The organism is Ruegeria sp. AU67 (genome assembly GCF_900312795.1).
GTDB classification, from domain to species: Bacteria; Pseudomonadota; Alphaproteobacteria; order Rhodobacterales; family Rhodobacteraceae; genus Ruegeria; species Ruegeria atlantica.
Map to the genome: position 1 here is coordinate 239,477 of NZ_OMPH01000018.1, position 23,811 is coordinate 263,287.

Below are 23,811 nucleotides of genomic sequence, written 5' to 3' on the forward strand. Positions count from 1 at the left end.
CTGCGTTCCCTGATTTTTTGACGCCGGGGCCTAACTTGGCCCCGGCTGGTTTTTTGGTTCAATCAGCGATTACTTCGCCAGCCAAGCCTGGAACTTTGCTTCGATATCATCACGATAGTCAGCCCAGAACTCGTAGTTGTACAGGAACGTGTTCTTGGCGTTCTCAGGATCGGTCGGCATATGAGGTGCCATGTCGATGCCCAGGTCCGCGTGCTGACCCACCAGCGGCGCCGAAGATGCGCGGGCCGGACCGTACGAGATGTACTTGGCCTGATCCGCCAGGCGCTGCGTATCGGTTGCGAACATGATGTAGTCCAGCGCGCGCTTCTGACGCTCTTCGCTCAGACCAGCAGGAATAATCCAGCCGTCCAGATCAAAGATCTGAGCATCCCACAGCATTGCAACGGGTTGCTTCTGCTCTTCGATCACGCTGAACAGGCGACCGTTATAGGTCGAACCCATGATGATCTCGCCGTCCGCCAGCAACTGCGGCGTGTCCGCGCCTGCGGACCACCAGACAACGTTGTCTTTGATGGTGCCTAGCTTGGCCAGGGCCTGATCCTGCCCTTCAGGAGTCGCCAGCACGTCATAGACGTCGTCTTTTGCCACGCCGTCACAAATCAGAGCCCATTCCATGTTGTTGATGGCACGCTTTTCAAGTGAACGCTTGCCTGGATAGGCTTCCAGATCGAAGACTGCGCAAACATCCGACGGCGGTGTGTCACCCACCAGATCCGTACGATACCCGAATGTAGTCGAGTAAACGATTTGCGGAATGAAACACTCGCTGACAAGCAAGTCACCGAAATCATCAGCAGCCGAGGTTCCGTCGGGTGCCGGTGCCAACATGGTGTCCGGATCGATTTCCAGCGCCAAACCTTCGTCACACAGACGAATTGCGTCCGCCGCCACAACGTCGACCACGTCCCAGGTAACGTTACCCGCTTCGTTCATAGCACGCAGTTTCGCAACCGCCTCGGCCGAGCTGTCGTCGTTCAGGATCGTGACGCCGCTCTTCTCGGAATAGGGCTCGTGATATGCTTTCAGCTGCGACTTGGAGTATGCGCCGCCCCAAGAGACAATTGTCATTTCTTCGGCTGATGCAGCGCCGGCAACTGCCACGATAGCACCTGCCATAAGAGTGGTTTTTGTTACTTTCATCGTTAACTCCCTGTTATTCCCGTTAATTTTGATCTTTTTGGTTGGGCCACGGGGTAACCCACCCATGCCTTTCCCCGCGCACTTTGGTGTCGTGAACGGGTTGTTCCCTGATCAGGCGTCCAACGCCCGACAGTCACGCGCAAGCCAGCCGATCTCGACTTCCTGGCCCGGTGACAGTCTGATAGCGTCCGGGGCGTTTCGCGTCTTGATGATGAAGTCGTCATTCCCGGCAACCGACAGACGGAAGCGGAAGACATCGCCCATGTAGATGAACTCTTTCACCGTTGCTTTCAGAGTATGCGCATCGGCGTGCAGGCGATCCTTGTTGAATTCCACCCGCTCAGGCCGGATTGACACTTTGGTCCGATCACCTGCCGCGTGGACATTGACCGGCTTGGCGTCAATTTCAGATCCGTCATCCAGCGCTACAACACATTCGTCGCCGTTAATTGACTTAATAACGCCTTCCAACGTGTTGTTTTCACCAATGAACTGGGCAACAAAGCTGTTCTCTGGCTCTTCATACAGAAGATCCGGCGGCGCAAGCTGTTGAATGCGCCCATCGTCGAACACCGCAACGCGATCTGACATTGTCAGCGCTTCGGTCTGGTCGTGGGTCACGTAGACGGTCGTAATCCCCAGTTCATGGGCCAGACGCGTGATTTCAAATTGCATATGCTCGCGCAGCTGTTTGTCGAGCGCGCCCAGCGGTTCATCCATCAGAACCAGCTCGGGCTCGAACACCAGAGCGCGTGCAAGGGCGATCCGCTGCTGTTGACCCCCGGACAATTGGGCCGGGCGACGGCTGCCAAATGCCCCCATCTGGACCATATCAAGCGCCCGGCGGACTTTTTCTTCTCTTGCGTCCTTGCCAATTTTCCGCACTTCCAGAGGGAACGACAGATTTTCTGCCACCGTCATATGCGGAAAAAGAGCGTAATTCTGGAAAACCATGCCGATACCGCGCTTGTGCGGTGGGATGTTGTTGATCGGTCGCCCATCCAACATAATCTCGCCATGAGTGGCTGTTTCAAACCCTGCCAGCATCATCAGGCAAGTTGTCTTGCCAGAACCCGAGGGCCCAAGCATTGTAAGAAACTCACCTTTCGGCATGGAAAGGTTGAGGTCTTTTACAACAAGGATCTCGCCATCATAAGATTTTTGGACATGCTGAAACTCGACGAACGCTGCGTCATTAGACATTTACCGATTAGTCTCCCCTGTGCAGTCCTTGCCTGCCCGGTTCATCCGGATCTCAAAGACCTGTCGAGGCCATTTAAGGACATGCAGGGTACGGCACGCAACCAAAATATGACACGTGGGTAACGATTAAAAAAGAAGCAGCAGAGTTTTCAGGCAGAATTCAACTTGCGCATGTGCCACGCAAGGCTTTGATTGCTGGAAAGCACCGGTTTTTTCAGGCGTTCTTGCACAATCGAAATAACATCAAAAGTTCTTAGATTCGTGCAGCTTAGAAAAACAGCTTCAACTGAATCATCCTGCCCAAGACTCACTGCAGCCTCAATCAGAGACTTCCGTGAAATCCGCGCGACTTTGGCCTCTTCGACTTCGCCGAATGTGCCAAAAACATCCATCGAAATGCCATTTTGCGCAAATGCACTGCGTAAGGGATCGTTCACTTCTTCGATATATGGCGACAAAAGTGCGAACTTTGCTACACCCAGTTCGTGGGCGCAGGCCGAGGCCGCGCGCAATGGGTTTGTAACGACCTCTGCCTCGCAAGTTTTTTGAACCATTTGTTCGACCTGATCCGAGCCGATAACCGAGCTGGCAGAGGTGCAGCCATAACCAACCACACGATATGGTCGGGTCTTGGGCAACAGATCAGCAGCGGCAGGTAACGCGGTTTCCATTTCCGCCAGAGTATCTGTCGTCACCTCTTTGCCGCTGGGAATTCTAGAGACGTAAATGGGGCAGCTACGGTCGGAAAAATACGCGTTGAACTCTGGCTCAAGGGTCTCGTCTGTCTGCAAGACGATCAGACCCATTGGGGGCGTGGCGGGATCATCTGCATCAACGGTATAAGGTAAACGGGTCATATCTCGGGCAACTCCATACCAGCGCGCGGGCTAAGAAAGCGGGGCTCGTCTTCGGTTATGACGATGTTCTCTTCGTGAACAAGGATCTTTCCGCCCACGGCAATGCCCGGCTCAAGCGTCAGGACCATGCCTGGTTCCAAAACTGTGTGGTCGGTTGGTATTAAGGACGGCCATTCTGTCAGAGACATACCCAATCCATGCCCCAAACGCCCTGCCCCAGTGTCAGCATCGTGGCGCGACAGCACAGAGTTCATCGCCTGAAACAAGTCAGCCGCCGTGGCGCCCGGGCGCGCAATCTCAAATGCCGCATCCGATGCTTCAATCAAAGCACTGTAGGCTGACTTAACCTGCGCGTTCGCGGACCCTATTGACCAGTTGCGGTCGTAATCACTGAAATACCCATCCCAAACCAGGCCGGTGTCCAGCATCAAGACATCGCCTTGCTGCAGCAGCGTATCAGATGCCGGGGAAATCACATCGGTGTAGCCACCCTGTTCCGCACCGCCCGCGAGGTATGGAACCCAATCGGCCCCCTCGTCCAGGCACAGAATTTGAAACCCGCGGAACACAGCATCAAGCGCCACGCCTTCTTTGGCGATTTCGGGCACCCGCTGAAAGGCACGCCCAGCGATGGCGCATGCCGTTTCGATCTTTGCAATCTCCGCTGATGATTTCACCATCCGCAGCGCGCGTACGATCCCTTCTTCGCCGCAAATGTCTCGCTGACCGACTGTCTGTTGCAGACGTCGAAGGTCTGCCAACGGCATCCTGACATGCGTTTCATGCCCATCTGGTAGTCCGATCTTTGCGTCGTCGGGCGTCACCTCGCGAAGTGTATCAGCCAAAAGACTGATACCATCGTCCGCCAGATCCGGCGCAGCCCAGGTTCGGATATCGTCGAGCCATGTCTCGGCCATAAGCGCGGCCCCGATCGAAGGGATCACAGCAATCGGCTTACCACTGGCGGGTACAATCAAAAACCAGGGCCGTGTCGGGCTTTCCCAAAACCGCGTCAGGTAGCCGGTAAAATATCGGACCTCAGGTTCCGTCGTCAGCAACAGCGCCGACAGACCAGAGGCTTGCATCTTGTTTTGCGCGCGTTCCGTTCGTGCTGCGAACTCAGATGTGTCAAACCCCCTCATTCCGTGACCTCAGAGAAAAAGCGCAGAACCTGCGCGTCTGCGTCAATTCTCAAGCAAGTGCCATTGATCAGCTTTTGGCCGCCGCGATGGGGGGTAGGTGAGATTCTCAATTTGGTGTCTTTCCCGTGATGCCCATTGACGTGATCGCATTCGTCAAGTTCTGTCAACAAAACTCGCCCAAGGCAGGAGCCTAAAATGCCCCATTCAGATCCGGCCTTCAGCCGCGCCGAGTACGACCGCAGATTGGCAAAGACCCGCGCCGCCATGGCAGCCGCCGGGTTGGATGCTTTGTTTGTCGAAGATCCTTCAAACATGGCATGGCTGACGGGCTATGAGGGCTGGTCGTTCTATGTGCATCAAGGGGTACTTGTGCTTCAGGATGCCGACCCGATCTGGTGGGGCCGAAATCAGGATGCCAATGGCGCGCGTAAAACTGTTTGGATGTCCAATGAACGGATCCACGGCTATGCGGACGAATACGTACAATCCACCGTGCGTCACCCCATGCAGGATCTGGCAGCGCTGATTGCGGATACTGGTATCGCGAAGGGGCGGATCGGTGTCGAGTTGGACAATTATTATTATTCAGCCAAAGCGCACCTGACTTTGCTGGCGGAGTTGCCCGACGCAGAGCTGGTCGACGCAAACACATTGGTGAACTGGCAGCGTGCCGTGAAATCCGATGAGGAAATTGCGCTAATGCGAAAAGCTGCCCGGATATCCGAGCATGTGACCGACGGCGTATTGGAGCGCATCGAACCGGGTATGCGCAAGAACGACCTCGTCGCGCAAATCTACCATGACGCAGTCACCGGAGTTGGCGAGGATTGGGGCGATTACGCGGCCATTGTGCCCCTACTCCCGTCCGGTCCGGATGCCGCCGCTCCTCATCTGACATGGGACGGTGAACCATTCAAATCCGGAGAGTGTACATTTTTCGAACTGTCTGGCTGTTATCGCCGTTACCACGCGCCGTTCTGCCGCTCGGTCTTTTTGGGTAAGCCACCCGACTATTTGCTTCGTGCTGAGGCTGCGCTTGTAGAAGGGCTTGAGGCGGGACTAGAGGCCGCGCGTGCTGGCAACCAGGCGCGTGATATTGCGTTGGCTCTGGCTGCTCCGCTGGAACGGGCGGGTATCGAGCGCGGCGCGCGATGCGGGTATCCAATTGGCCTCAGCTATCCACCCGATTGGGGCGAACGCACGATCTCTCTCCGCCCCGAGGATGAGACCGTATTGGAACCGGGCATGACCTTTCACTTCATGCCCGGCCTCTGGATGGATGATTGGGGGTTGGAGATCACTGAGCCGATCCTCATCACAGATTCCGGACCTGCCGAATGTTTCTGCAACCACCCCAGAAAGCTGTTTGTGAAGCCATGACTTTACCCAGAACCATGGAAATACTAGCCGACCTGATCGCTTTTGAGACGGTGTCAGCGGACTCGAACCTGGAAATGATCAGCTATCTGACCGAACGGCTCGAGGCATTGGGTGCACGGTGTATCGAGACGCGGGACAAGACCGGTGCAAAGGCGAACGTGTTTGCCACCCTCGGCCCCGATCAACCCGGCGGCATCCTTTTGTCAGGCCATACGGACGTGGTGCCAGTGGCCGATCAGGATTGGACAACCGATCCGTTCCAGATGGCTGAAAATGACGGCAAGCTCTACGGTCGCGGCACATGCGACATGAAGGGCTTCATCGCAGCGGCGGTGGCTTTCGGCGAAACGCTGGATGTGGACAAGCTGACCCAGCCGCTGCACTTTGCCTTTACTTACGACGAGGAAGTCGGCTGCCTTGGTGCGCAAACCCTGGTCGACGACCTGTCTGAACGTGGCATCGTTCCGGACATCGCCATCATCGGCGAGCCGACCGAGATGCGCGTGATAGAGGGGCACAAGGGCTGCTTTGAATATACCACCCGCTTCTCGGGTCTAGAGGGACACAGCTCTGCCCCCGATGACGGGGTGAATGCTGCGGAATATGCCGCGCGCTATATCGGCAAACTGCTGGAGTTGCGCCATATCCTCAAGTCCCGCGCACCCGCCGACAGCCGGTTCGAGCCGCCTTGGACGACGGTCAATATCGGCCAAATTTCGGGCGGCGTTGCCCACAACGTCATAGCCAGCAAGGCCGAGGTCTTGTGGGAGATGCGCCCAGTGCAGGCAAGTGACGCCGACCTCGTCAAAAAGACCCTTTCGGACTACGTAGAGCATTCTTTGCTGCCGGAGATGCAAGCGGTCCACAGCGACTCGAGTATCACGCAAGAGGCTATCGCCGAGGTCGAAGGTCTTGAACCCATGGAAGAAAACGCGGCCCGTGATCTGGTCGCCGAACTGACCGGCGCGAATGGCAGTGGCGTTGTCGCCTTTGCGACCGAGGCCGGGCTGTTCCAGAAACTGGGCGTTCACGCAATTGTCTGCGGGCCGGGTTCAATCGCACAGGCCCACAAGGCAGACGAGTTCCTTGAAATCGAACAGCTGGACCTGTGCTGCAGAATGCTGACCCGATTGGGTCAGCGCCTGACCCGTTAACCGGTACCGTGCGTGCGGTCGTATCTTGACCGACCCGGTTGCACATGTGCAGCCCGCGCTTCTTCGCCGGGATCGTAAACTTCCATCAGCAACGGATAGCAGGCGGCCGCGTCTGACGAATGCTCTGACGAACAATCCCCTCCGGGACACGCAGACAGGCCAACGATCAGGTCAATCTCAGCGTAGAACTCGAGATAATCGCCTGGACGCACCGGGCTGGCCTTCATGAAATACTGGCCCGTATCGCGGGTAAATCCGGTGCACATGAACACGTTCAGCACGTCATGCACCAGCATTTCGGCCTCATGCAGCGGCAGGTCGCAATGGCCGGCCAGCGCGCGGGTCAGGTTCGAATGACAGCAATAGTGATAGTCATCCCCCGAAAGCAAACGCCCGGTATATGGATCACACCGCGTGCCGATCACATCATGGACCGAGCCGCCATAGGCATCGAACCCGTACCAATCCAGCGTATCGGCAATGATCGTCGCCATCGGTCGCATGTTGGGAAAGCTCGACCACATCCGGTCGCCGGTAGACAGATGCGTGCCATGAAGCGCACGTGTTTTGCCGGAAAAGAACCGCTCGGTCAGGTCATGCTTGTTCCACATGTTCAGGTCACCGACCTGAGGGCCATCGACCGAAACCACCCTGACGAAAGCGCCAGCCGGAACATCAATGCAAGCCGCGTCACGCGGGGCAGCAGTGGCCTCGGCCACTTTTACGGCACCTTCGCGCAGTTGGCCCAAACCAATCAGATCAGGTTGCTGCAACGAGTCCGGCGGGTAGCAGATTACTGGGGCAATGGCCTTGCGGTCGGCGGCATCGGCCGGTGGTGGGAAGTTCGGTTTTGTCAGTTTCATGTGCCCTTCACTTCCCTGCGGAAATCCCTGCCTTTCCGAATCCTTAGCGCATTACAAAAGGGTTCGCCATCGGCTCTTGCGCGGTGCTGATCCAGGTTGTCTTGGTTCTGGTGTAATCCAGTATTGCCTCAACACCCGCCTCGCGACCATATCCCGACTGATTGAACCCGCCGAACGGCGCAATGGGTGAGATCGCGCGATAGGTGTTCACCCAGCAGATACCGGCCCGGACCCGTTTTGACACACGGTGTGCGCGCGCAAGGTTCTGCGTGAACACCCCCGACCCCAACCCGTAAGGTGTGCTGTTTGCCAGCGCGATTGCCTCTTCTTCGGTATCGAATGGCAGCAAGGACATTACCGGTCCGAACATCTCGATTTTCAACGTTTCGGTCTCGGGCGACGCGCATTCTACCAAGGTGGGGTTCATGTAGTTTCCGGGACGGTCGACAGCTTTTCCCCCGAAGTGAATCGTCGCGCCCTGCCCTTGTGCCTTGCCCAGTGTTTCTTCAATTTTTTGCACCTGCGCCGCGGTACACAGCGGACCAACATGCGTTTCCGGCTGCAAGGGATCACCCAACCGGATGGCGCTGGCCTTTTCGGCGATCCGCTCGACCAGAGGCCCAAGGATTGACCGATGCACCAGCCCGCGCGTTCCCGCCACACAACTCTGACCGGATGCGCCGAAGTTACCTGCGATCAGGCCGTTTGCTGCACCGTCCAAATCGGCGTCTTCAAACACGAGGATCGGGGATTTCCCACCCAATTCCAATGACGTTACCGCAAAGTTCTCAGCCGAGTTTCGCACCACATGGCGGGCGGTCTCAGGCCCGCCGGTAAAGGCAATGCGGTCGACATCCGGGTGGCGGGTCAGTGGGATCGCGCAGTTTTCGGCGTCACCGGTGATGACCGACACAACACCGGACGGGAACCCGGCCTGTTCGATCAGCTTGGCGAATTCCAGCATGGGTGCGGGCGCGATATCCGATGCCTTCAGCACGACGGAACACCCGGCAGCCAACGCCGGGCCCAGCTTGGTCGCGGTCAGGAACATCTGCGCATTCCACGGCACGATTGCAGCAACAACGCCGATCGGTTCGCGTGTGGTAAAGACATGCATGTCGGGCTTGTCGATGGGCAGGACCGTGCCTTCGACCTTGTCTGCCAGACCCGCATAGTAGCGGTAGTAATCGGCAACATATCCGGTTTGCGCCGAGGTTTCCGCCAACAGCTTTCCGCTGTCGGTCGTCTCCAACTCACCCAGACGCGTGGCGTTTTCCGCCACCAGATCGGCAAGGCGATACAGCAGCTTACCCCGCTGGGTCTGTGTCATATCCCGCCATTCTGGGTCATCCAGAACCCGTTTGGCGGCGGCGATGGCGCGGTCGACATCGTCGGGCGAGGCGCACGCGAATGTGGCCCACCCCTGATCAGTGGCCGGGTTCTGTGACGTCATCACCTGCGAGGCTGATCCTGCGGTCCAGGCGCCGTCAATGAACAGCTGAAAATGCGGTAGGTTTCCCATGGTGGTCCTCACTGAAATGCCGGCATCACGTCGTCGATGAATCGCGCCAAAGAGGCGCGCTTGCGTTCGTTGGTCATGCCGCTGTCGACCCAGAACGAAAACTCGTCATAGCCCAGATCTTCATAGCGCTTGATCCGGTCGATTACCTGTTGCGCGGTCCCAACTGTCAGGTCGCGGCCGAGTTTCTCGCTGGTGTACATCGGGTTTGCGTCCATCTCGGCTTCGGTAATCGGCTTGATCAAGCCCTGTTCAACTGGCCGTTTGTTCATGAACCATGCACCAAAGTAATTGTAGTAACGGCGCAGATTTTGCACGCCCTGCGCAACATCGTCGTCATCCTTGCCGACATAGGTGTGGTGCAACAGCATGATCTTGGGGCGCGGCCCCACGTAGCTGTCACAGGCATCGTTGAACCGCGCCATCAGGGTCTCGATCTCTTCCATGCCCTGCCACAGCGGGGTGACCTGAATATTGAATCCGTTGTGAACGCCGAATTCATGACTGTTAGGATCCCGCGCGGCGATCCAGATTGGAGGCCCGCCATCCTGATAAGGTTTCGGTGCCGAAGTTGCCGCCGGAAATGTATAAAACTCGCCTTCATGGGCGCAGTCGCCTTGCCAGATCTGCGGCAACAGCGGTGTGGATTCGCGCATGCGCTGCCCCGCTTCCCAAGCGTCCATTCCCGGCATCAGGCGTTCGTATTCATAGGAATACGCACCGCGCGCGATCCCCAACTCGATACGCCCTTTCGTCATCTGATCCGCTGCGGCGGCCTCACCTGCCAGTTTGATGGGATGCCAGAACGGCGCAATTACCGTTCCGGTCCCCAACCGCACATTGCGCGTGTGATGCGCCAGATCGACCAGCGACAGAAACGGGTTGGGGGCAATGGTGAACTCCATCCCGTGATGTTCACCTGTCCAAACTGCCCGCATGCCCCCGTCATCAGCCATCTTCACCAGGCTCACGAATTCATCATACAGAACATCGTGAGGCTGATCCGGGGTCAGACGTTCCACGTGGGCAAACAGTGAAAACTCCATCAAACGGCTCCTTTACCGAAACTGTGAATTTCGCCGCGTTCGGCGTCACCGAGATACAGCCCGAAAACGCCTTCGCGGGCTTCAAGGGCGTAGCGGGTCATCATGTGGTGCAAACTTTTGCTGGCATAAGTCAGATCGGCCAGATCGCCGGTGTCTACCCATTCGGCAGTGTCCGTCTCGGCGGTCTGACCGCAGGACGCCAGAAAGAACGTATAGTGCAGGTTCGTTTCGGCATCGTTGAACGAAGAATAGACCTGTTCGATCTGCGCCTGAATGCCCCGATCAGAAAGGCCCTGTGCCAGCCTGTTGCGTTGCCCCCCGGGTTCTGCACCGGCGATTTGAACCGGGCGAAATGCGCCTTCGTAGCGTTCCAGAAGAACTTTGCCATTTGCTGCAACAATCGCACCGCAGATTGTCGGAACCCGCGCGTCCATCTCACGCTCCAGTCCAAGACTGAAGTACGACCCGTTCACATAACCTAGACCGTTTCCACCGATATGGGTGAAGTCTTTGACACGACCAATCAGAACCGTGTGGTCACCTACGGGCAGCGCCTGATGAGTTTCACAGCTAAACTGTGCCAGCGCCCCGTCGATCAGCGGCAAGCCATTGGCTCCGTCGCGATGCGCCACCCGACCAAATCGGTCGCCCTTGAAACTTGCGAAAGTGTTGGAGACGCCCTGCTGACCATCTGCCAGAACATTCACCGCAAAATGTGTGCATCCGGCAAAGGTATCGTGGCTGGACAGAAACTTGCCGGGACACACCAACAGCAAAGGCGGATCAAGCGACACGGACGTGAAGGAATTCGCCGTGAACCCAACCGGGTTTCCAGAGATGTCGCGGGTCGTCACAACCGTTACACCGGTCATGAAGTTGCCGAATGCATCACGCAGGGCGCGAGTGTCAATCTCGGTCATGGCAGGCACCTCCGAACGAACTCAAGCAAATTGGCGTTAACGTCAGCCGGGTGCGTCATGGGCATCATGTGGGCGGCATTTGGGATTATCTCTACCCGCCCGTTTGTCACCTGCTCCGCCATGCCCTGCGACATGCCCGGTGTGGAATTCGGCTCGTCCGCGCCTGTCATAAACAGTGCCGGGCATTTGATTTGCCCCAGTTGTGCCTCGGTCGGTCCATCGCTTTCGGCGAAGACGGTATAGGCCGCTTTGTAAGCGCCCGGGTCGACATCTTTCAGCCAACGCGAACAGGCTTTGCCTTCTTCTGAAACCTGATCGCCGAACCAACGCTGCAAGGTCACGGTGTGATCGTTCATGGCCGCAGCATCCAGTGCCGCCGCGCGGGTCGTGACAGCCGCACGCGCTTCGGGGGTTCGGCGGTAAATTGCGTTCAACGCGGCAACGCCTCTCACCTGATCATGCCCCGATGCCGCAATTTCCAAAGCGATCAAAGCTCCCATGGAATGCCCAATCAGAACGGCAGGCTCGGTCAATCGGGCCGCGATCGGGTTGGCGTACCCATCCAGCCCCATAGCACCTTGAAACTGGGTTTTTCCGTGCCCGGGCATATCCGGACACAGAACACGATACCCGGCGGCAGACAGCGCATCGATTTGCGCGCCCCAGGCTTCGGCCCGCAGGCCAACGCCATGGAGCAGAACCACAAGCGGGCCTTCACCTTCGTCTATCGCGGCGAGCCCGCCGATGTCAGACCGAGGCCGGGTTGTCCACGTCATGGCCCAGATCCTTCAAGTCCTGATAACGGTCGCCGATGCGATGATGTGGACGGCCCGAGGTTGCTCCGCCCAAAACCACGACAATCTCATCCGCGCGCGGCGCGTCGGGGATGGCGAATTGCAGCGTCAGGTAATGCGACCGGCGGCCTGCATCGTTCTTGTCCATCAATGGCACCATGATCGGTGTGTTCGCAGGCCCCCGGGTGTTAGTGAATGAAAGATAGGACTTGGCGCCAACTGCCTGCCGGAAGATATTTCCGAAATGCAGCGTGTGGATCAGGCCCGAGGCATGCTCAACCTCTCCGTCCAGCCCCACAACCGCGGCCTTGCCATAAGCCTCAATCGCCTCGCCGCTTCCGGCCAGCGCGATCATCCTGTCGGTCAACTCTTGGCCCAGGATTGGGCCATAGGCCAAAATTTCGGGCCGCAGATCTTCGACGAATCGCCCTGCCCAAGGGTTGGTAACAACCGCTGCTACAGCAAACATGCGCCACGGCCGTTCGGCTTTGCGATATCCTTCGATCAGAACTTCTTCGTCGAAGGTCACTATTTTACGAATTTCCGGCTGCACGATTTCCCCCAATCTTGAGTACGAGAAATATCTTTGATTGGCCGGCACTTTGACAAACGAAAGAAGTTGGGTCTTAGGTATTAACAAAGCTACTAGGTCGGTTGCACATGCCCAAAACACTGCCCCCCCTTACATGGTTCAGGTCGTTCGAGGCCGCGGCCCGAAGGCTAAGCTCAACAGCTGCGGCGGATGAAATCGGATTGACCCAATCCGCCGTGAGCCAGCAAATCAGGTCGCTGGAATCCCGGCTTGGCGTCGTCTTGTTTCATCGGCATCCGCGCGGTCTTTCTTTGACGGATGAAGGGCGAAAGCTGCTGCCGCAGGTCGAAGCCGCACTGCAATTGCTGCAATCTGCCGCCTCTCCGTATTTGGCAGAGGAACGGGCCAGACACGTCACTGTGGCGGCTTCGATCAGCATCATCGAATGGTTGATTTCCCCTGCCCTGCCCCAGTTTCGCGACCAAAACCCAGATACGTCCATTCGCTTTGTCAGCACGATCTGGCCCGATGAATACTCGGCCCTGCGCGCCGATGTTGAAATCCGGTTTGGGTCGGAAAAACAAGTCGGGCGGGATGCAAAACCGTTACTGCCGAATGACCTGATCGCGGTAAAAGCACCTGGCTTGGTTGGCGCTTTTCAGGACTTGCCCCTGATCGAGGCCGTGGGAACGTCAGACAACTGGTCCACATGGGCGGAAGTCACCGGTCATAAAATCCATACCCCGGCCTATTATGTCGATTCTTACGGGCTCGCCTTGCAATTGTCGGCTTCCGGGAACGGCGTGGCCTTGGTGAATGCACTTATCGCCGATCACGCTCTGCAGACCGGACAGGTCGCGCGTGCCTTCGATGAGACTGCTCCAGCGGCCGAAGGGTACTTTCTGGCCGTGCAGCGCGCATCACCCGAGGTTGACGCCTTTGTAACATGGTTTTCACAATTGGTTCCCGGCTCGTCACAGCAAAGGGTCTGATTCAGACACACCAATGTCGCATCTGAGGATATCACTGAGCAGGAAAATAGTTAATTCTGGCAAAAAAGGTCCGATTCATGCGATATTCAGGCTTTCGAGTCATCAAAGAGGCGCTTACCGGCCACAAAGGGTGGAAACCGGTCTGGCGTGACCCCGAACCCAAAGCTCATTACGACATCATCGTCATAGGCGGTGGTGGTCATGGGCTGGCGACGGCCCATTATCTGTCCAAGGTCTACGGTCATCGCAATGTCGCGGTTGTCGAAAAGGGCTGGATCGGCGGAGGCAATGTCGGGCGGAATACAACGATCGTGCGCTCGAACTACATGCTGGACGGGAATGAGCCGTTCTATGAATTCTCGATGAAACTGTGGGAAGGGCTTGAACAAGACCTGAACTACAACGCCATGATGAGCCAGCGCGGAATACTCAACCTGTTCCACACGGATGGTCAGCGCGACGCTTATACGCGGCGCGGCAATGCGATGATCCTGCACGGTGCAGACGCCGAATTGCTGGATGCCGATCAGGTACGCAAAGAACACCCCTATCTGAATTTCGACGACGCGCGTTTCCCGATCAAAGGCGGTCTGGCCCAGCGACGGGGCGGCACCGCGCGCCATGATGCGGTGGCTTGGGGCTTTGCCCGGTCTGCGGACAGCCACGGTGTCGACATCATCCAGAATTGCGAAGTCACCGGGCTGCGCATCGAGAACGGCAAATGCCTCGGTGTTGAGACCTCAAAGGGCTTTATCGGGGCTAACAAAGTCGGGTGCGCTGTTGCCGGTAACTCGGGCCGGGTGATGGGCATGGCAGGCATGCGCCTACCGATCGAAAGCCACGTGTTGCAGGCCTTTGTGTCCGAGGGTCTGAAACCGGTTCTGCCCAGCGTCATCACCTATGGGGCCGGACATTTCTATGTCAGCCAATCCGACAAAGGCGGGCTCGTCTTTGGCGGCGACATCGACGGTTACAACACCTATGCGCAACGCGGGAATCTGCCGGTGGTCGAGGATGTCTGCGAAGGCGGCGTCTCGTTGATGCCGATGATCGGGCGCGCCCGTCTGCTGCGCATGTGGGGCGGCGTTATGGACATGTCTATGGATGGCTCACCCATCATCGACCGCACTCCGGTTGAGGGTCTCTATTTCAATGGTGGCTGGTGCTACGGCGGGTTCAAGGCGACCCCGGCATCCGGTTATTGTTTTGCGCATCTGTTGGCGAAGGACGAACCGCACTCTACCGCCACGGCCTATCGCTTCGACCGGTTCCGCACGGGCCGGATGATCGACGAAAAGGGCGTGGGCAACCAGCCCAACCTGCATTGAGGGGAGCACGAGAATGATTATCAACCATCCCCTTCTGGGTCCGCGCGACGCATCTGAATTCACCTATCTGGGTGACGCGTCACTGATTAACCGCCCGGACTGGCAGGCCGAAGACGCGGCGGACGCGTTCTATGAATACGGCTATCTGCGCGACAATCCCGCAGGCGAACATCAAGAACTGTGGTATCATGAGGCTGGCGACCGGTCTTGGCTGGTCGTTACCCGCGACACCACCACTCATGAGATTTCCAAGGTAGAACTGGCCCGCGATGTGGCCCGCACGCGGGGGCGATCCAAATGACCCAGAACAACAGGCTGAGCGGCGGCCAAATCGACCGCAACACAACAGTGAACTTCCGGTTCGACAACCGCAACTATACCGCCCATCCCGGCGACACAGTGGCTTCGGCTTTGCTGGCCAATGGCGTGCGGTTGATCGGACGCTCGTTCAAGTATCACCGCCCGCGCGGCCTACTGACTGCCGGATCCGAGGAACCCAATGGCATCGTCGAGCTGCGCTCCGGCAACCGGCAGGAACCCAACACACGGGCCACAACGACCGAGATGTTTGACGGACTTGAGGTGCAATCGCAGAACCGTTGGCCCAGCCTGAAATTCGATGCGCTTGGCGTAAACGATCTGTTCTCGAATTTTCTGTCCGCCGGGTTTTACTACAAGACCTTCATGTGGCCGGCTGCTTTTTGGGAAAAAGTCTATGAGCCGATCATCCGTCGCGCCGCGGGCCTTGGCTCTTTGTCGATGGAGGCTGACCCCGACGAATATGACAAAGGGTTCCGCCACTGCGACCTGCTGATCATCGGCGCGGGTCCATCGGGCTTGATGGCAGCCCTGACCGCAGGGCGCGCTGGCGCGGACGTTATTCTGGCAGATGAAGACTTTCGGTTCGGCGGACGTCTGAACAGCGAGACATTCTCGGTTGGCGATCAAGGCAGCAGCGATTGGGCCGAGCAGGCCGTCGAGGAACTGTCATCAATGCCCAACGTCCGGCTGATGGCCAGAACCACTGTCATCGGCGCCTTCGACCACGGCATCTACGGCGCTGTAGAACGCACCGGAGATCACGTGGCCACCCTGCCCGCCGGTAAGCCGCGCCAGATCCTGTGGCGTATCTACACCAAGAAGGCCTTGCTGTGTGCTGGGGCGACCGAGCGTCCGATTGCGTTCGAAAACAACGACCGCCCCGGCATAATGATGGCCAGCGCTTTGCGGACCTACGCCAACCGGTTTGCGGTGACGGCCTCTCAGCGCGTGGCGATCTTTACCAACAATGACGACGGTCATCGCGCCGCCGCCGACTTGCATGCCAAGGGCGTTCACATTTGCGCCGTTATCGATGTGCGTGAGGATGCTCCGGTCAACTACGATTACGAAGTCCTGAGCGGCGCACAGGTTGTGAATACCAAGGGGCGTCTTGGTCTGACCTTTGTCGAAGTTGCCCTGCCCGACGGCTCGACCCGCACGCTGGAATGCGGCGCGCTGGGCGTTTCGGGGGGGTGGAATCCGAATGTGCACCTGACCTGCCATCAGCGCGGGCGTCCGGTCTGGAACGACGATCTGGCCGCCTTTGTGCCCGGTTCAAATCTGCCCGTCGGATTGACTGTCGCGGGCGCCGCGAACGGGGTGATGTCCACCCATGGCGCATTGCAATCCGGTGCCGAAGCTGCTGCAGCAGCGCTGGAGCTAAGCGATGCTCAGCCCGACCTGCCAGAGGCCGAGGATACACCAATCGCGCAAAAACCGTTCTGGTATGTCGAAGGCTGCAAACGCGCATGGCTGGACCAGCAAAACGACGTGACCGTCAAGGACGTCAAACTCAGCTATCAGGAAGGGTTCCGGTCAGTTGAACACCTGAAACGCTATACCACGCTTGGCATGGCGACCGATCAGGGCAAGACATCGAACATCGGCGCTTTGGCGATCATGGCCGAGGTGGCCGAAAAGACGATCCCCGAAACAGGGACAACCATTTTCCGCCCGCCTTACACGCCTGTTCCGATCAGCACCTTCGCCGGTCGGATGAAGGGACAAGAATTCCACCCCACGCGCCTAACGCCCTCGCATTATTGGGCCAAGGAGAAGGGCGCTGTGTTTGTCGAGGTCGGCAACTGGCTGCGCGCGCAGTGGTTCCCCCTTCCGGGTGAGACTCATTGGCGTGAATCAGTTGACCGTGAAGTGCGCCAGACCCGCGCGTCCGTCGGGGTGTGCGACTGTACGACACTGGGAAAAATCGACGTGCAGGGCGCTGACGCGGCTGATTTCCTGAACCGCGTCTACGCGAACGGTTTCGCCAAGCTTCCCGTGGGTAAAACCCGCTATGGCTTGATGCTACGCGAAGACGGCATGGTGATGGATGATGGCACAGCCGCGCGCCTGGCCGAGGATCATTTTGTCGTCACAACGACCACGGCCAACGCGGTAAATGTCTATCGTCACATGGAATTTGTGCGCCAATGCCTGTTCCCGGATATGGATGTGCAGCTGATCTCGACCACTGAATCCTGGGCGCAATATGCTGTCGCTGGTCCCAATTCACGCAAGCTGCTACAAAAGATCGTCGACCCTGAATTCGACATCTCGAACGACGCGTTCCCGTTTATGGGCTGTGGCAACATTACGGTCTGCGGCGGGTTGCGCGCGCGGCTGTTCCGGATCTCATTCTCGGGAGAGTTGGCGTTCGAAATCGCGGTACCTTCACGTTATGGCGATGCACTGATGCGGCGTCTGATGACCGAGGGTGAAGAATTTGACGTGGTCCCTTACGGCACCGAAGCGCTGGGCGTCATGCGGATCGAAAAGGGCCACGCCGCCGGCAACGAGTTGAATGGCACCACAACGGCATTGAATCTTGGATTGGGTAAGATGGTGTCGAAAAAGAAAGACAGCATCGGATCGACCCTGTCCGAACGAGAGGCCTTGGTAGAACCGGATGTCCTGCGGCTGGTCGGGATCAAACCGGTATCGCCCGAAGAAAAAGTCACCGCTGGTGGCCATTTGATGAACACGACCGGCCCGGTGGATGCCGCGCACGATCAGGGCTATGTCACTTCAGCTGCATATTCGCCTATTCTGAACAGCAATATCGGGCTGGGTCTTTTGAAGGATGGTGCGAACCGGATGGGCGAGAAAATGCGCCTCGTGTCCCCATTGACCGATCTGACCGTCGAAGTCGAAATCGTATCGGCCCATTTCGTTGACCCCGAAGGAGAGCGTCTGCGTGCATGATCTAGTTGCAATAACCGCATTGGGCGGGTCCGAACCGCAGGTCGACACTGTTGGCGGGGTTACGTGCCGGGAAGTTCCGGGCGTCGCACTGGCATCCGTCGCCGCGCGGATGGGACAGGAAACCAAAGCCAACAAAGCCCTGGCGAAACTGATCGGTGCCCCTGCACCTGGTATCGGCCAACATGCCGGTGACACTGTCACTGCCTTTTGGGCCGGTCCGGATCAGTGGATGATCGAGGCGCCTTTTGACACGCACGAAGAGCTTACTGATCAGGTGAAGTCCGCTTTGGGCGATACCGCGTCGGTGACAGAACAGACCGACGGTTGGACACGGTTCGACCTGAATGGGGATCAAATACCAGCAGTGCTGGAGCTGTTGTGCATGCTTGACCTGCGCAATATCGATGCGGGCAGCGTCGCCCGTTGCTCAATTCACCACATTGGGTGCTTTGTTCTCTGTCGGTCAGATGAAGCGTTCAGCATTTATGGCCCCCGTTCATCCGCCGGATCATTGCATCATGCCATCGTCACTGCAATGCGGTCGGCGCTGTAAAACAACGTCAGACTGACGGCAATGGCGCGTTACCTTCGACACGGAAGCGGTTGATTCTGCGACGGTCTTCGCTGGGGCTTAGCCCAAAGGCCGACCGATAGTGCGTCACAAGCGGCGCCACTGAACCATACCCGATCGCAGCCGCGATGTCTACGATTGGATCTTTGGTATAGACCACCATCTGCCGTGCCGCCTTCATGCGCATTGCGCGATAGTAATGGCTGGGGCTTTGGCCCGTCGCCTGTTTGAAAGCACGTTCCACCTGGCGCGGCGTTACCCCGATTTTCTGTGCGGCCTCTGCGATGGAAATCGGATCGCTCATATGACCGGCGAACAGGTCGACACAGCGCGACACCAACGGTGGAAGGCTGTCCCCGGTTTCCGGCGCGGTCGTGGTCGGAACCTGTTGCCGCACCCCTGACCCGCGCATCATCGGATGTTGGAACCAACAGGCAACCTCGTGCGCGACATCGCCACCGAGCCGATCCTCGATCAGATGCAGGGCCAGATCGAACCCGGCCGCAGCGCCAGCTGCGGTGTGGCGTGTGGCCGTTTTCACGATCACCTCGCTACGCGAGTCGACTTCGGGAAACTCAGCCAGAAATGCGGCCTCATAGCACCAATGGACGGAAACGGGTTGGCCCCCCATCACCCCAGACCGGACCAATGGGAAAACCCCACCGCTAATCCCGCCCAAAACGGTGCCATGCCGTCCGAGACTGCGCAGAGCACCGTTGCCAACGGTTGTATTGTCAAAGCCAGACGTTGGGCTGCTCAGAAGGAACAGAATGTCGATATCCTTGCAGTCGGCCAGAGACTTCTCGGCCTCGAACCGGACACCTGCGCTGGATTGTACTTTCTGTTGACGCTCGGACAGCAGCGACCAGCAAAACGCCTCTTGCCCGGCGATTTCATTGGCCGCCCGCAACGGCTCGATCACCGAAGTCAGGCAGGCCATGGGAAAGCCGTCAAACAGCAAAAAGCCGATTTTGATTCTGTCTTCATTTCGCATAAGGCTGTTCTAGCAAGATTTCCACAACTGCCCTATGCGAAGTTCACGCCCACCGGATCAAGCCGATGATTGCCGAGGCTGCGTAGAACCCTTGCAACAACAGGAACGTCCAGCGGCGATCAATCACGGCCCAGGCCGCAAACAGGCCCGAGGACAGTAACAACAGGGCGAATCCGAACAGCTCGGCCCCCGTATTTGAAGCGATCAACAAGGCATAGGCCATGGCCAGAACCGACCCGCTGATTTCGAATACGGTCGTCAGACCGCGCCGGTCACGGGTTTTGATTTGATCCATCATGGCTCAGCCCTTTCGCTTCAGGAGATTGATCAGCGACGCGGCTGTCTGTTTGGGCTGATCTTTAATCGGGAATTGACCGCAGTTTCCCGGCAACTTGTGAACGACGGGAACCTGACCGGTGACCGACCTTTCAAGCACCGGACACCAAGGTCGTTTAGACTGACCAAGACCCGCCAGATCGAACAAATGTACCCTGTTGCCCGCCGCTGCCAATTCAGGCAGCACGTCGCGCCGGATGTAAGATAGTGTGCTGTGGATCAAAGCCACCGGATCGCCTTCCCCATGGGTTCCGGGGACCATCCGCGGGGTTTTGATCCCTGTATGGTCCGGGACGAGATATGTCATGCGACGGTTCCTGAATGCTGAATTTTCTAACTGGTAACTCGATGCTCGCATGTGACACAAATGAATGATATTCATGGTGTGATCCAAAATTGTCATGGTGCTGCAAATGACCGACCGATTGGAAATTGACGCCCTGCGCGCCCTTCTAGCCATCGCATCCCATGGCGGCGTGACGCGCGCGGCCGAGCATCTGGCGCTGTCGCAATCGGCAGTCAGCCACAAAATCCGACGGTTAGAGCAAGCCCTGGACTGCGATCTGCTGGCGCGACGACCCGGTGGCCCTCTGTTCACGGATACTGGTCTGCGCCTGTGCGACTATGCCCGCCGAATATGTGCCCTGCACGATGAGGCGCTGGCCAGTTTGGGCAAGAAACCCTTGGCCGGCGCACTCCGGCTGGGCATGACCGAAGACACGGCAACCAGCGACATCGCCCGCATATTGGGTCGTTTCACACGGCTTTACCCGGACGTTCAGGTCCGAACACGCACCAGTCAAAGTCTGAACGTGCAAGAGTGGTTGAAGGCCGGAGAGTTGGATGTCGCCGTCATGCAAATCTTTCGGCACGATGCGCGGCCAGATGACCTGATCCTGTTCGAGGACACACTCCACTGGGTAAAATCACCGGATTTCCAACTGGATACGACAGCACTTGTTCCCTTTCTGTCCTTCGACAGCCAATGTTTCTATCGCAAATGGGGCTTCGGAGATGGGCAGCTGCAAGGGCACCACTTCGATAACGTATTAGAATGCCCAAGCGCCAATGGCATTCAGTCGGCTGTGCGGTCCGGTTTGGGCGTCGCCCTGTTGAATGGAATGCATGTCACACCGGACATAGAGGTGATCAAAGGCGTATTCCCCGATCCCCCGGCCATCGTTTTTGTCGCGCGTATGCATGTTAAGCGCCGAAACCCTGCCGCGATGGCGCTGGTACAAGAGATTAGCCGCGAGGTTGAAGGCGCCAACCCTTTGAAAGTGGTCAACTGAGTGTTTGTACCGGAAGAGCCTAAACAACGACCATCCACGATGGCCGGATTTTCCGTCGACTTCTGCGGATGGGAGGAGTGGTTTGGCGAAGGAACCTAAGACCAAGAGGTGGGACGATCAGCTCCTCAGATCAGGTCTGATCAATTGCGCGATCTCGTTTCTGCAACGCGCGGATACGCATCCGCTGGGCCGCATGAACATGGGCGCGCATCGCCAGCTCGGCTGCGTCGCCGTCGCGGGCCTGCAAGGCTACCATCACACGGCGATGCTCACCCGCGGCATCGTATGCGCGCTGACCATCCAGCATTTGGGACGGACCCAATATCAACAACGCCTTTTGCAACGATAACATCGACTTTGTGAGAAAGCGGTTTTTGGCGGCATCCAACAGCGTGGCGTGGAAAATACGGTTCAACTGAGCGGCCACCGGACCGGTGCCAGCCTCGGCAAGGCGATCATTCAGGACATTAAGTTCGTCCAGTTCCACATCCGAAGCCGCGCGTGTCGCCAACCGTGCCGCTGTTCCTTCAAGTACGGCGCGCATTTCATACAGTTCCATGACTTCTGAATAACTCAGACTTCGAACCGTTGCGCCCAGCCTGGGGACATGCGTCACCAACCCATCCGCTTCGAGTTGCCGTATCGCTTCGCGCACAGGTGTTCGGCTGACGCCCAGTCTTTCGGACAGCTCGATCTCTCTCAGACGTTCACCAGGTAACAAAACACCCTCGCGAATTTCATCCAGCAAGCGCTGATAAGCGGAATTCCCCTGCGGGCCGGTCTGATTAGGATCTTCTTGAGTTTTGATCATTCTCAATCTTGCATATTGCGCCGCTTTGTATACATTTGGATACATGCCTTAGTCAACGAAATCGGACACTATCCTTGACCGCCTCAAGCCTTCATTTGTCGCCGCTGATGCAACGGTCAGTCACGCTGATATTGGCTATGTTGGGAACTTCAGTTTTTTGGGCATTGAACCTGCCGCTGCCCTTTCTGTTCGGGCCGATGTCAGCGTGTTTGATTGCAGCTTTGGCACACGCACCCATGCGGGATTTCGGGCAAATCTCGGTCGGGTCCAGAACCATTCTTGGCGTCGCGGTCGGGGCGTCGATCACACTCAGCCTGTTCGCCGAACTTCCAAAGATGGCTGCGTCCCTTCTGCTGATACCGGTATTTATCCTTCTGATTGCATTGGTTGGCGTGCCGTTCTTTCGAAAATTCTGGGGCTTTGACGAAAAAACTGCGTTTTTTGCCGCCATGCCGGGCGGGTTTCAGGACATGGTTATCTTTGGAGCCGAGGCCGGTGCCAATCCGCGAACCCTGTCTCTGATCCACGGGACGCGCGTATTGATTATCGTCACCCTCGCCCCTTTGTTCCTGACTTTGTTTTACGGTGCCGAGCTGAACAACCCGTTGGGCGAACCTGCCTCGGCTCTACCCTTGCATGAACTGATCCTCATGGCGGTCGCAGCTTTTGTCGGCTGGAAAGGCGGAGAGAAGATCGGGCTTTTCGGTGCTTCAATTCTTGGGCCGTTAATCCTGACAGCGGCCTTGTCGCTTGGGGATTTCATCCATACCCGCCCCCCGCGCGAGGCGATCCTGTTCGCCCAGTTCTTCATCGGCTGTGGGATCGGCGTCAAATTCGTCGGTGTCACCTGGTCTGAGCTTAAACGCGTCGTGGCGGCTGGCTTCACCTATGTGATCTTGCTGGCCGTTCTGGCCGCTGCTTTCACGGCAGTGGTCACGACGCTTGGACTTGGTCAGTCGGTCGAAGCATTTCTGGCCTTTGCACCCGGGGGACAGGCAGAGATGACGGTGCTGGCCATCGTATCGGGGGCGGATCTGGGCTATGTGGTCACACACCACCTGGCGCGCATTGTCGTCGTGATCATCGGCGCGCCAATCGCGGCCAACCTACTTCTGCGCTGGTCGAAATCCAGGGATTGAGGGATTCACGTACAAACGCGGCTGGATGAAAGTCGATAGGGGATTGTGGCGGTGGTGTCAGACGAATTCGAACCAGTCTCAGTTTACCGCCAAATGCCGGAACTTAGGCGGAACAGATTTGCCGCCACTCAGTAAGAGCAGCGCTTCGGTTGAGTTTGAAGCTGTCTCGTGAATATAGGTGGCGTACCTGGTTGAAGTGGTTGTGGACCAAAGAATGGACAGCGGCGAATTTCTGTAGACTTCGCATGCGCCTGAAAGGTGCTGTCAGACCAATTCGAACCAGTCTCTGTTTACCCCTAAATGCCGGAACTTATGCTGAACAAAGTTGGCGCCACTCGGAGAGAGCAGCGGCGCGGTTGAGCTTGAAATTGTCTCTGCTGTAGAGGGCGCGTTCCTGATTGAAATGATTGTGGACGGAAGAATGAACTGCGGCGAACTTCTGCAAACATCGCATTTGCCTGAAGCGGAGCATCGCACGTTCTCGTCGTCGAAATGGCAGATGGGAATTCTCGGCCCGATTGTTCAGCCAGCGGC

24 protein-coding genes and 1 pseudogene are annotated in these 23,811 nt (G+C 57.6%); 9 read left to right on the top strand and 16 right to left on the bottom strand.

The annotated features are described in order from the left end of the window. Nucleotides 1-69 precede the first annotated feature (69 nt). The 4 genes from DK510_RS08165 to DK510_RS08180 form a co-directional block, all read right to left on the bottom strand. Nucleotides 70-1,161 carry an extracellular solute-binding protein gene (locus tag DK510_RS08165; protein ID WP_109311639.1) on the bottom strand — a complete coding sequence of 364 codons (1,092 nt, stop codon included), beginning with the start codon at nucleotides 1,159-1,161 and terminating at the stop codon, nucleotides 70-72. A gap of 111 nt (nucleotides 1,162-1,272) precedes the next feature. Next, complete coding sequence (locus tag DK510_RS08170; RefSeq protein WP_109311640.1) at nucleotides 1,273-2,364, bottom strand: ABC transporter ATP-binding protein; 1,092 nt, start codon at nucleotides 2,362-2,364, stop codon at nucleotides 1,273-1,275. Between the two features lie 149 nt (nucleotides 2,365-2,513). Beyond that, the gene (locus tag DK510_RS08175; RefSeq protein ID WP_109311641.1) at nucleotides 2,514-3,221 is read right to left on the bottom strand and encodes an aspartate/glutamate racemase family protein; all 708 of its coding nucleotides are present in this window, start codon (nucleotides 3,219-3,221) and stop codon (nucleotides 2,514-2,516) included. After that, nucleotides 3,218-4,363: a Xaa-Pro peptidase family protein gene (locus tag DK510_RS08180; protein WP_109311642.1), complete on the bottom strand. Its 1,146-nt coding sequence runs from the start codon at nucleotides 4,361-4,363 to the stop codon at nucleotides 3,218-3,220. The genes DK510_RS08175 and DK510_RS08180 overlap by 4 nt, the downstream gene beginning before the upstream one ends. A gap of 195 nt (nucleotides 4,364-4,558) precedes the next feature. Between DK510_RS08180 and DK510_RS08185 the strand changes: the two genes are divergently transcribed. Then, complete coding sequence (locus tag DK510_RS08185; protein WP_109311643.1) at nucleotides 4,559-5,743, top strand: M24 family metallopeptidase; 1,185 nt, start codon at nucleotides 4,559-4,561, stop codon at nucleotides 5,741-5,743. Next, the gene (argE, locus tag DK510_RS08190; protein WP_109311644.1) at nucleotides 5,740-6,897 is read left to right on the top strand and encodes an acetylornithine deacetylase; all 1,158 of its coding nucleotides are present in this window, start codon (nucleotides 5,740-5,742) and stop codon (nucleotides 6,895-6,897) included. Before DK510_RS08185 ends, argE begins: the two co-directional genes overlap by 4 nt. Here the strand turns inward: argE and DK510_RS08195 are convergent. Genes DK510_RS08195 through DK510_RS08220 form a run of 6 tightly spaced genes read right to left on the bottom strand, consistent with a single transcriptional unit; the run spans nucleotide 6,894 to nucleotide 12,592 of the window. Further along, nucleotides 6,894-7,760, bottom strand: coding sequence for a DUF1989 domain-containing protein (locus tag DK510_RS08195; RefSeq protein ID WP_199913460.1), 867 nt, complete (start codon nucleotides 7,758-7,760; stop codon nucleotides 6,894-6,896). The two genes, argE and DK510_RS08195, sit on opposite strands and share 4 nt — an antisense overlap. Nucleotides 7,761-7,803: 43 nt before the next feature. After that, nucleotides 7,804-9,282 carry an aldehyde dehydrogenase gene (locus tag DK510_RS08200; RefSeq protein ID WP_109311645.1) on the bottom strand — a complete coding sequence of 493 codons (1,479 nt, stop codon included), beginning with the start codon at nucleotides 9,280-9,282 and terminating at the stop codon, nucleotides 7,804-7,806. 8 nt (nucleotides 9,283-9,290) lie between these two features. Next, nucleotides 9,291-10,325, bottom strand: a complete 1,035-nt coding sequence (locus DK510_RS08205) for an LLM class flavin-dependent oxidoreductase (protein WP_109311646.1) — start codon at nucleotides 10,323-10,325, stop codon at nucleotides 9,291-9,293. Beyond that, nucleotides 10,325-11,245, bottom strand: a complete 921-nt coding sequence (locus DK510_RS08210) for a flavin reductase family protein (protein WP_109311647.1) — start codon at nucleotides 11,243-11,245, stop codon at nucleotides 10,325-10,327. The genes DK510_RS08205 and DK510_RS08210 overlap by 1 nt, the downstream gene beginning before the upstream one ends. Continuing rightward, the gene (locus DK510_RS08215; RefSeq protein WP_109311648.1) at nucleotides 11,242-12,021 is read right to left on the bottom strand and encodes an alpha/beta fold hydrolase; all 780 of its coding nucleotides are present in this window, start codon (nucleotides 12,019-12,021) and stop codon (nucleotides 11,242-11,244) included. Before DK510_RS08215 ends, DK510_RS08210 begins: the two co-directional genes overlap by 4 nt. Beyond that, a complete protein-coding gene (locus DK510_RS08220; RefSeq protein ID WP_109311679.1) occupies nucleotides 11,993-12,592 on the bottom strand; it encodes an amino acid synthesis family protein in 600 nt (199 codons plus the stop codon). The genes DK510_RS08215 and DK510_RS08220 overlap by 29 nt, the downstream gene beginning before the upstream one ends. A 107-nt stretch (nucleotides 12,593-12,699) precedes the next feature. Between DK510_RS08220 and DK510_RS08225 the strand changes: the two genes are divergently transcribed. From DK510_RS08225 to DK510_RS08245, 5 genes are all read left to right on the top strand, one after another. Further along, nucleotides 12,700-13,563 carry a LysR family transcriptional regulator gene (locus DK510_RS08225; RefSeq protein ID WP_109311649.1) on the top strand — a complete coding sequence of 288 codons (864 nt, stop codon included), beginning with the start codon at nucleotides 12,700-12,702 and terminating at the stop codon, nucleotides 13,561-13,563. A gap of 77 nt (nucleotides 13,564-13,640) precedes the next feature. Further along, nucleotides 13,641-14,891: a sarcosine oxidase subunit beta family protein gene (locus DK510_RS08230; protein ID WP_109311650.1), complete on the top strand. Its 1,251-nt coding sequence runs from the start codon at nucleotides 13,641-13,643 to the stop codon at nucleotides 14,889-14,891. Between the two features lie 13 nt (nucleotides 14,892-14,904). Then, a complete protein-coding gene (locus tag DK510_RS08235; protein WP_109311651.1) occupies nucleotides 14,905-15,192 on the top strand; it encodes a sarcosine oxidase subunit delta in 288 nt (95 codons plus the stop codon). Next, entirely contained in the window at nucleotides 15,189-18,134 is a 2,946-nt protein-coding gene (locus tag DK510_RS08240) for a sarcosine oxidase subunit alpha family protein (RefSeq protein WP_109311652.1), read from the top strand. The genes DK510_RS08235 and DK510_RS08240 overlap by 4 nt, the downstream gene beginning before the upstream one ends. Beyond that, nucleotides 18,127-18,687, top strand: coding sequence for a sarcosine oxidase subunit gamma (locus DK510_RS08245; RefSeq protein ID WP_109311653.1), 561 nt, complete (start codon nucleotides 18,127-18,129; stop codon nucleotides 18,685-18,687). Before DK510_RS08240 ends, DK510_RS08245 begins: the two co-directional genes overlap by 8 nt. Before the next feature lie 7 nt (nucleotides 18,688-18,694). Here the strand turns inward: DK510_RS08245 and DK510_RS08250 are convergent, their stop codons facing one another. Genes DK510_RS08250 through DK510_RS08260 form a run of 3 tightly spaced genes read right to left on the bottom strand, consistent with a single transcriptional unit; the run spans nucleotide 18,695 to nucleotide 20,342 of the window. Further along, entirely contained in the window at nucleotides 18,695-19,699 is a 1,005-nt protein-coding gene (locus tag DK510_RS08250) for a GlxA family transcriptional regulator (RefSeq protein ID WP_109311654.1), read from the bottom strand. A gap of 43 nt (nucleotides 19,700-19,742) precedes the next feature. Then, the gene (locus DK510_RS08255; RefSeq protein ID WP_234998976.1) at nucleotides 19,743-19,997 is read right to left on the bottom strand and encodes a hypothetical protein; all 255 of its coding nucleotides are present in this window, start codon (nucleotides 19,995-19,997) and stop codon (nucleotides 19,743-19,745) included. Nucleotides 19,998-20,000: 3 nt separating this feature from the next. Further along, a complete protein-coding gene (locus DK510_RS08260; protein WP_109311655.1) occupies nucleotides 20,001-20,342 on the bottom strand; it encodes a hypothetical protein in 342 nt (113 codons plus the stop codon). 106 nt (nucleotides 20,343-20,448) lie between these two features. Here DK510_RS08260 and DK510_RS08265 point away from each other — a divergent pair, with 106 nt between their 5' ends. Continuing rightward, a complete protein-coding gene (locus DK510_RS08265) occupies nucleotides 20,449-21,327 on the top strand; it encodes a LysR family transcriptional regulator (RefSeq protein WP_200833223.1) in 879 nt (292 codons plus the stop codon). A 130-nt stretch (nucleotides 21,328-21,457) separates the two neighbouring features. Here DK510_RS08265 and DK510_RS08270 read toward each other — a convergent pair whose 3' ends face one another. After that, a complete protein-coding gene (locus DK510_RS08270; protein ID WP_109311657.1) occupies nucleotides 21,458-22,138 on the bottom strand; it encodes a GntR family transcriptional regulator in 681 nt (226 codons plus the stop codon). A gap of 137 nt (nucleotides 22,139-22,275) precedes the next feature. On the opposite strand from DK510_RS08270, the gene DK510_RS08275 reads away from it, so the two are divergent. After that, the gene (locus DK510_RS08275) at nucleotides 22,276-23,277 is read left to right on the top strand and encodes an AbrB family transcriptional regulator (RefSeq protein ID WP_234998978.1); all 1,002 of its coding nucleotides are present in this window, start codon (nucleotides 22,276-22,278) and stop codon (nucleotides 23,275-23,277) included. A 103-nt stretch (nucleotides 23,278-23,380) separates the two neighbouring features. Here the strand turns inward: DK510_RS08275 and DK510_RS23265 are convergent. Further along, nucleotides 23,381-23,533 (bottom strand): annotated as a pseudogene (locus DK510_RS23265) (IS6 family transposase); the annotation flags it as partial. A gap of 54 nt (nucleotides 23,534-23,587) precedes the next feature. After that, nucleotides 23,588-23,811, bottom strand: a 224-nt coding sequence (locus DK510_RS23270; protein ID WP_234998928.1) for a transposase, incomplete at its 5' end; no start/stop codon positions are given.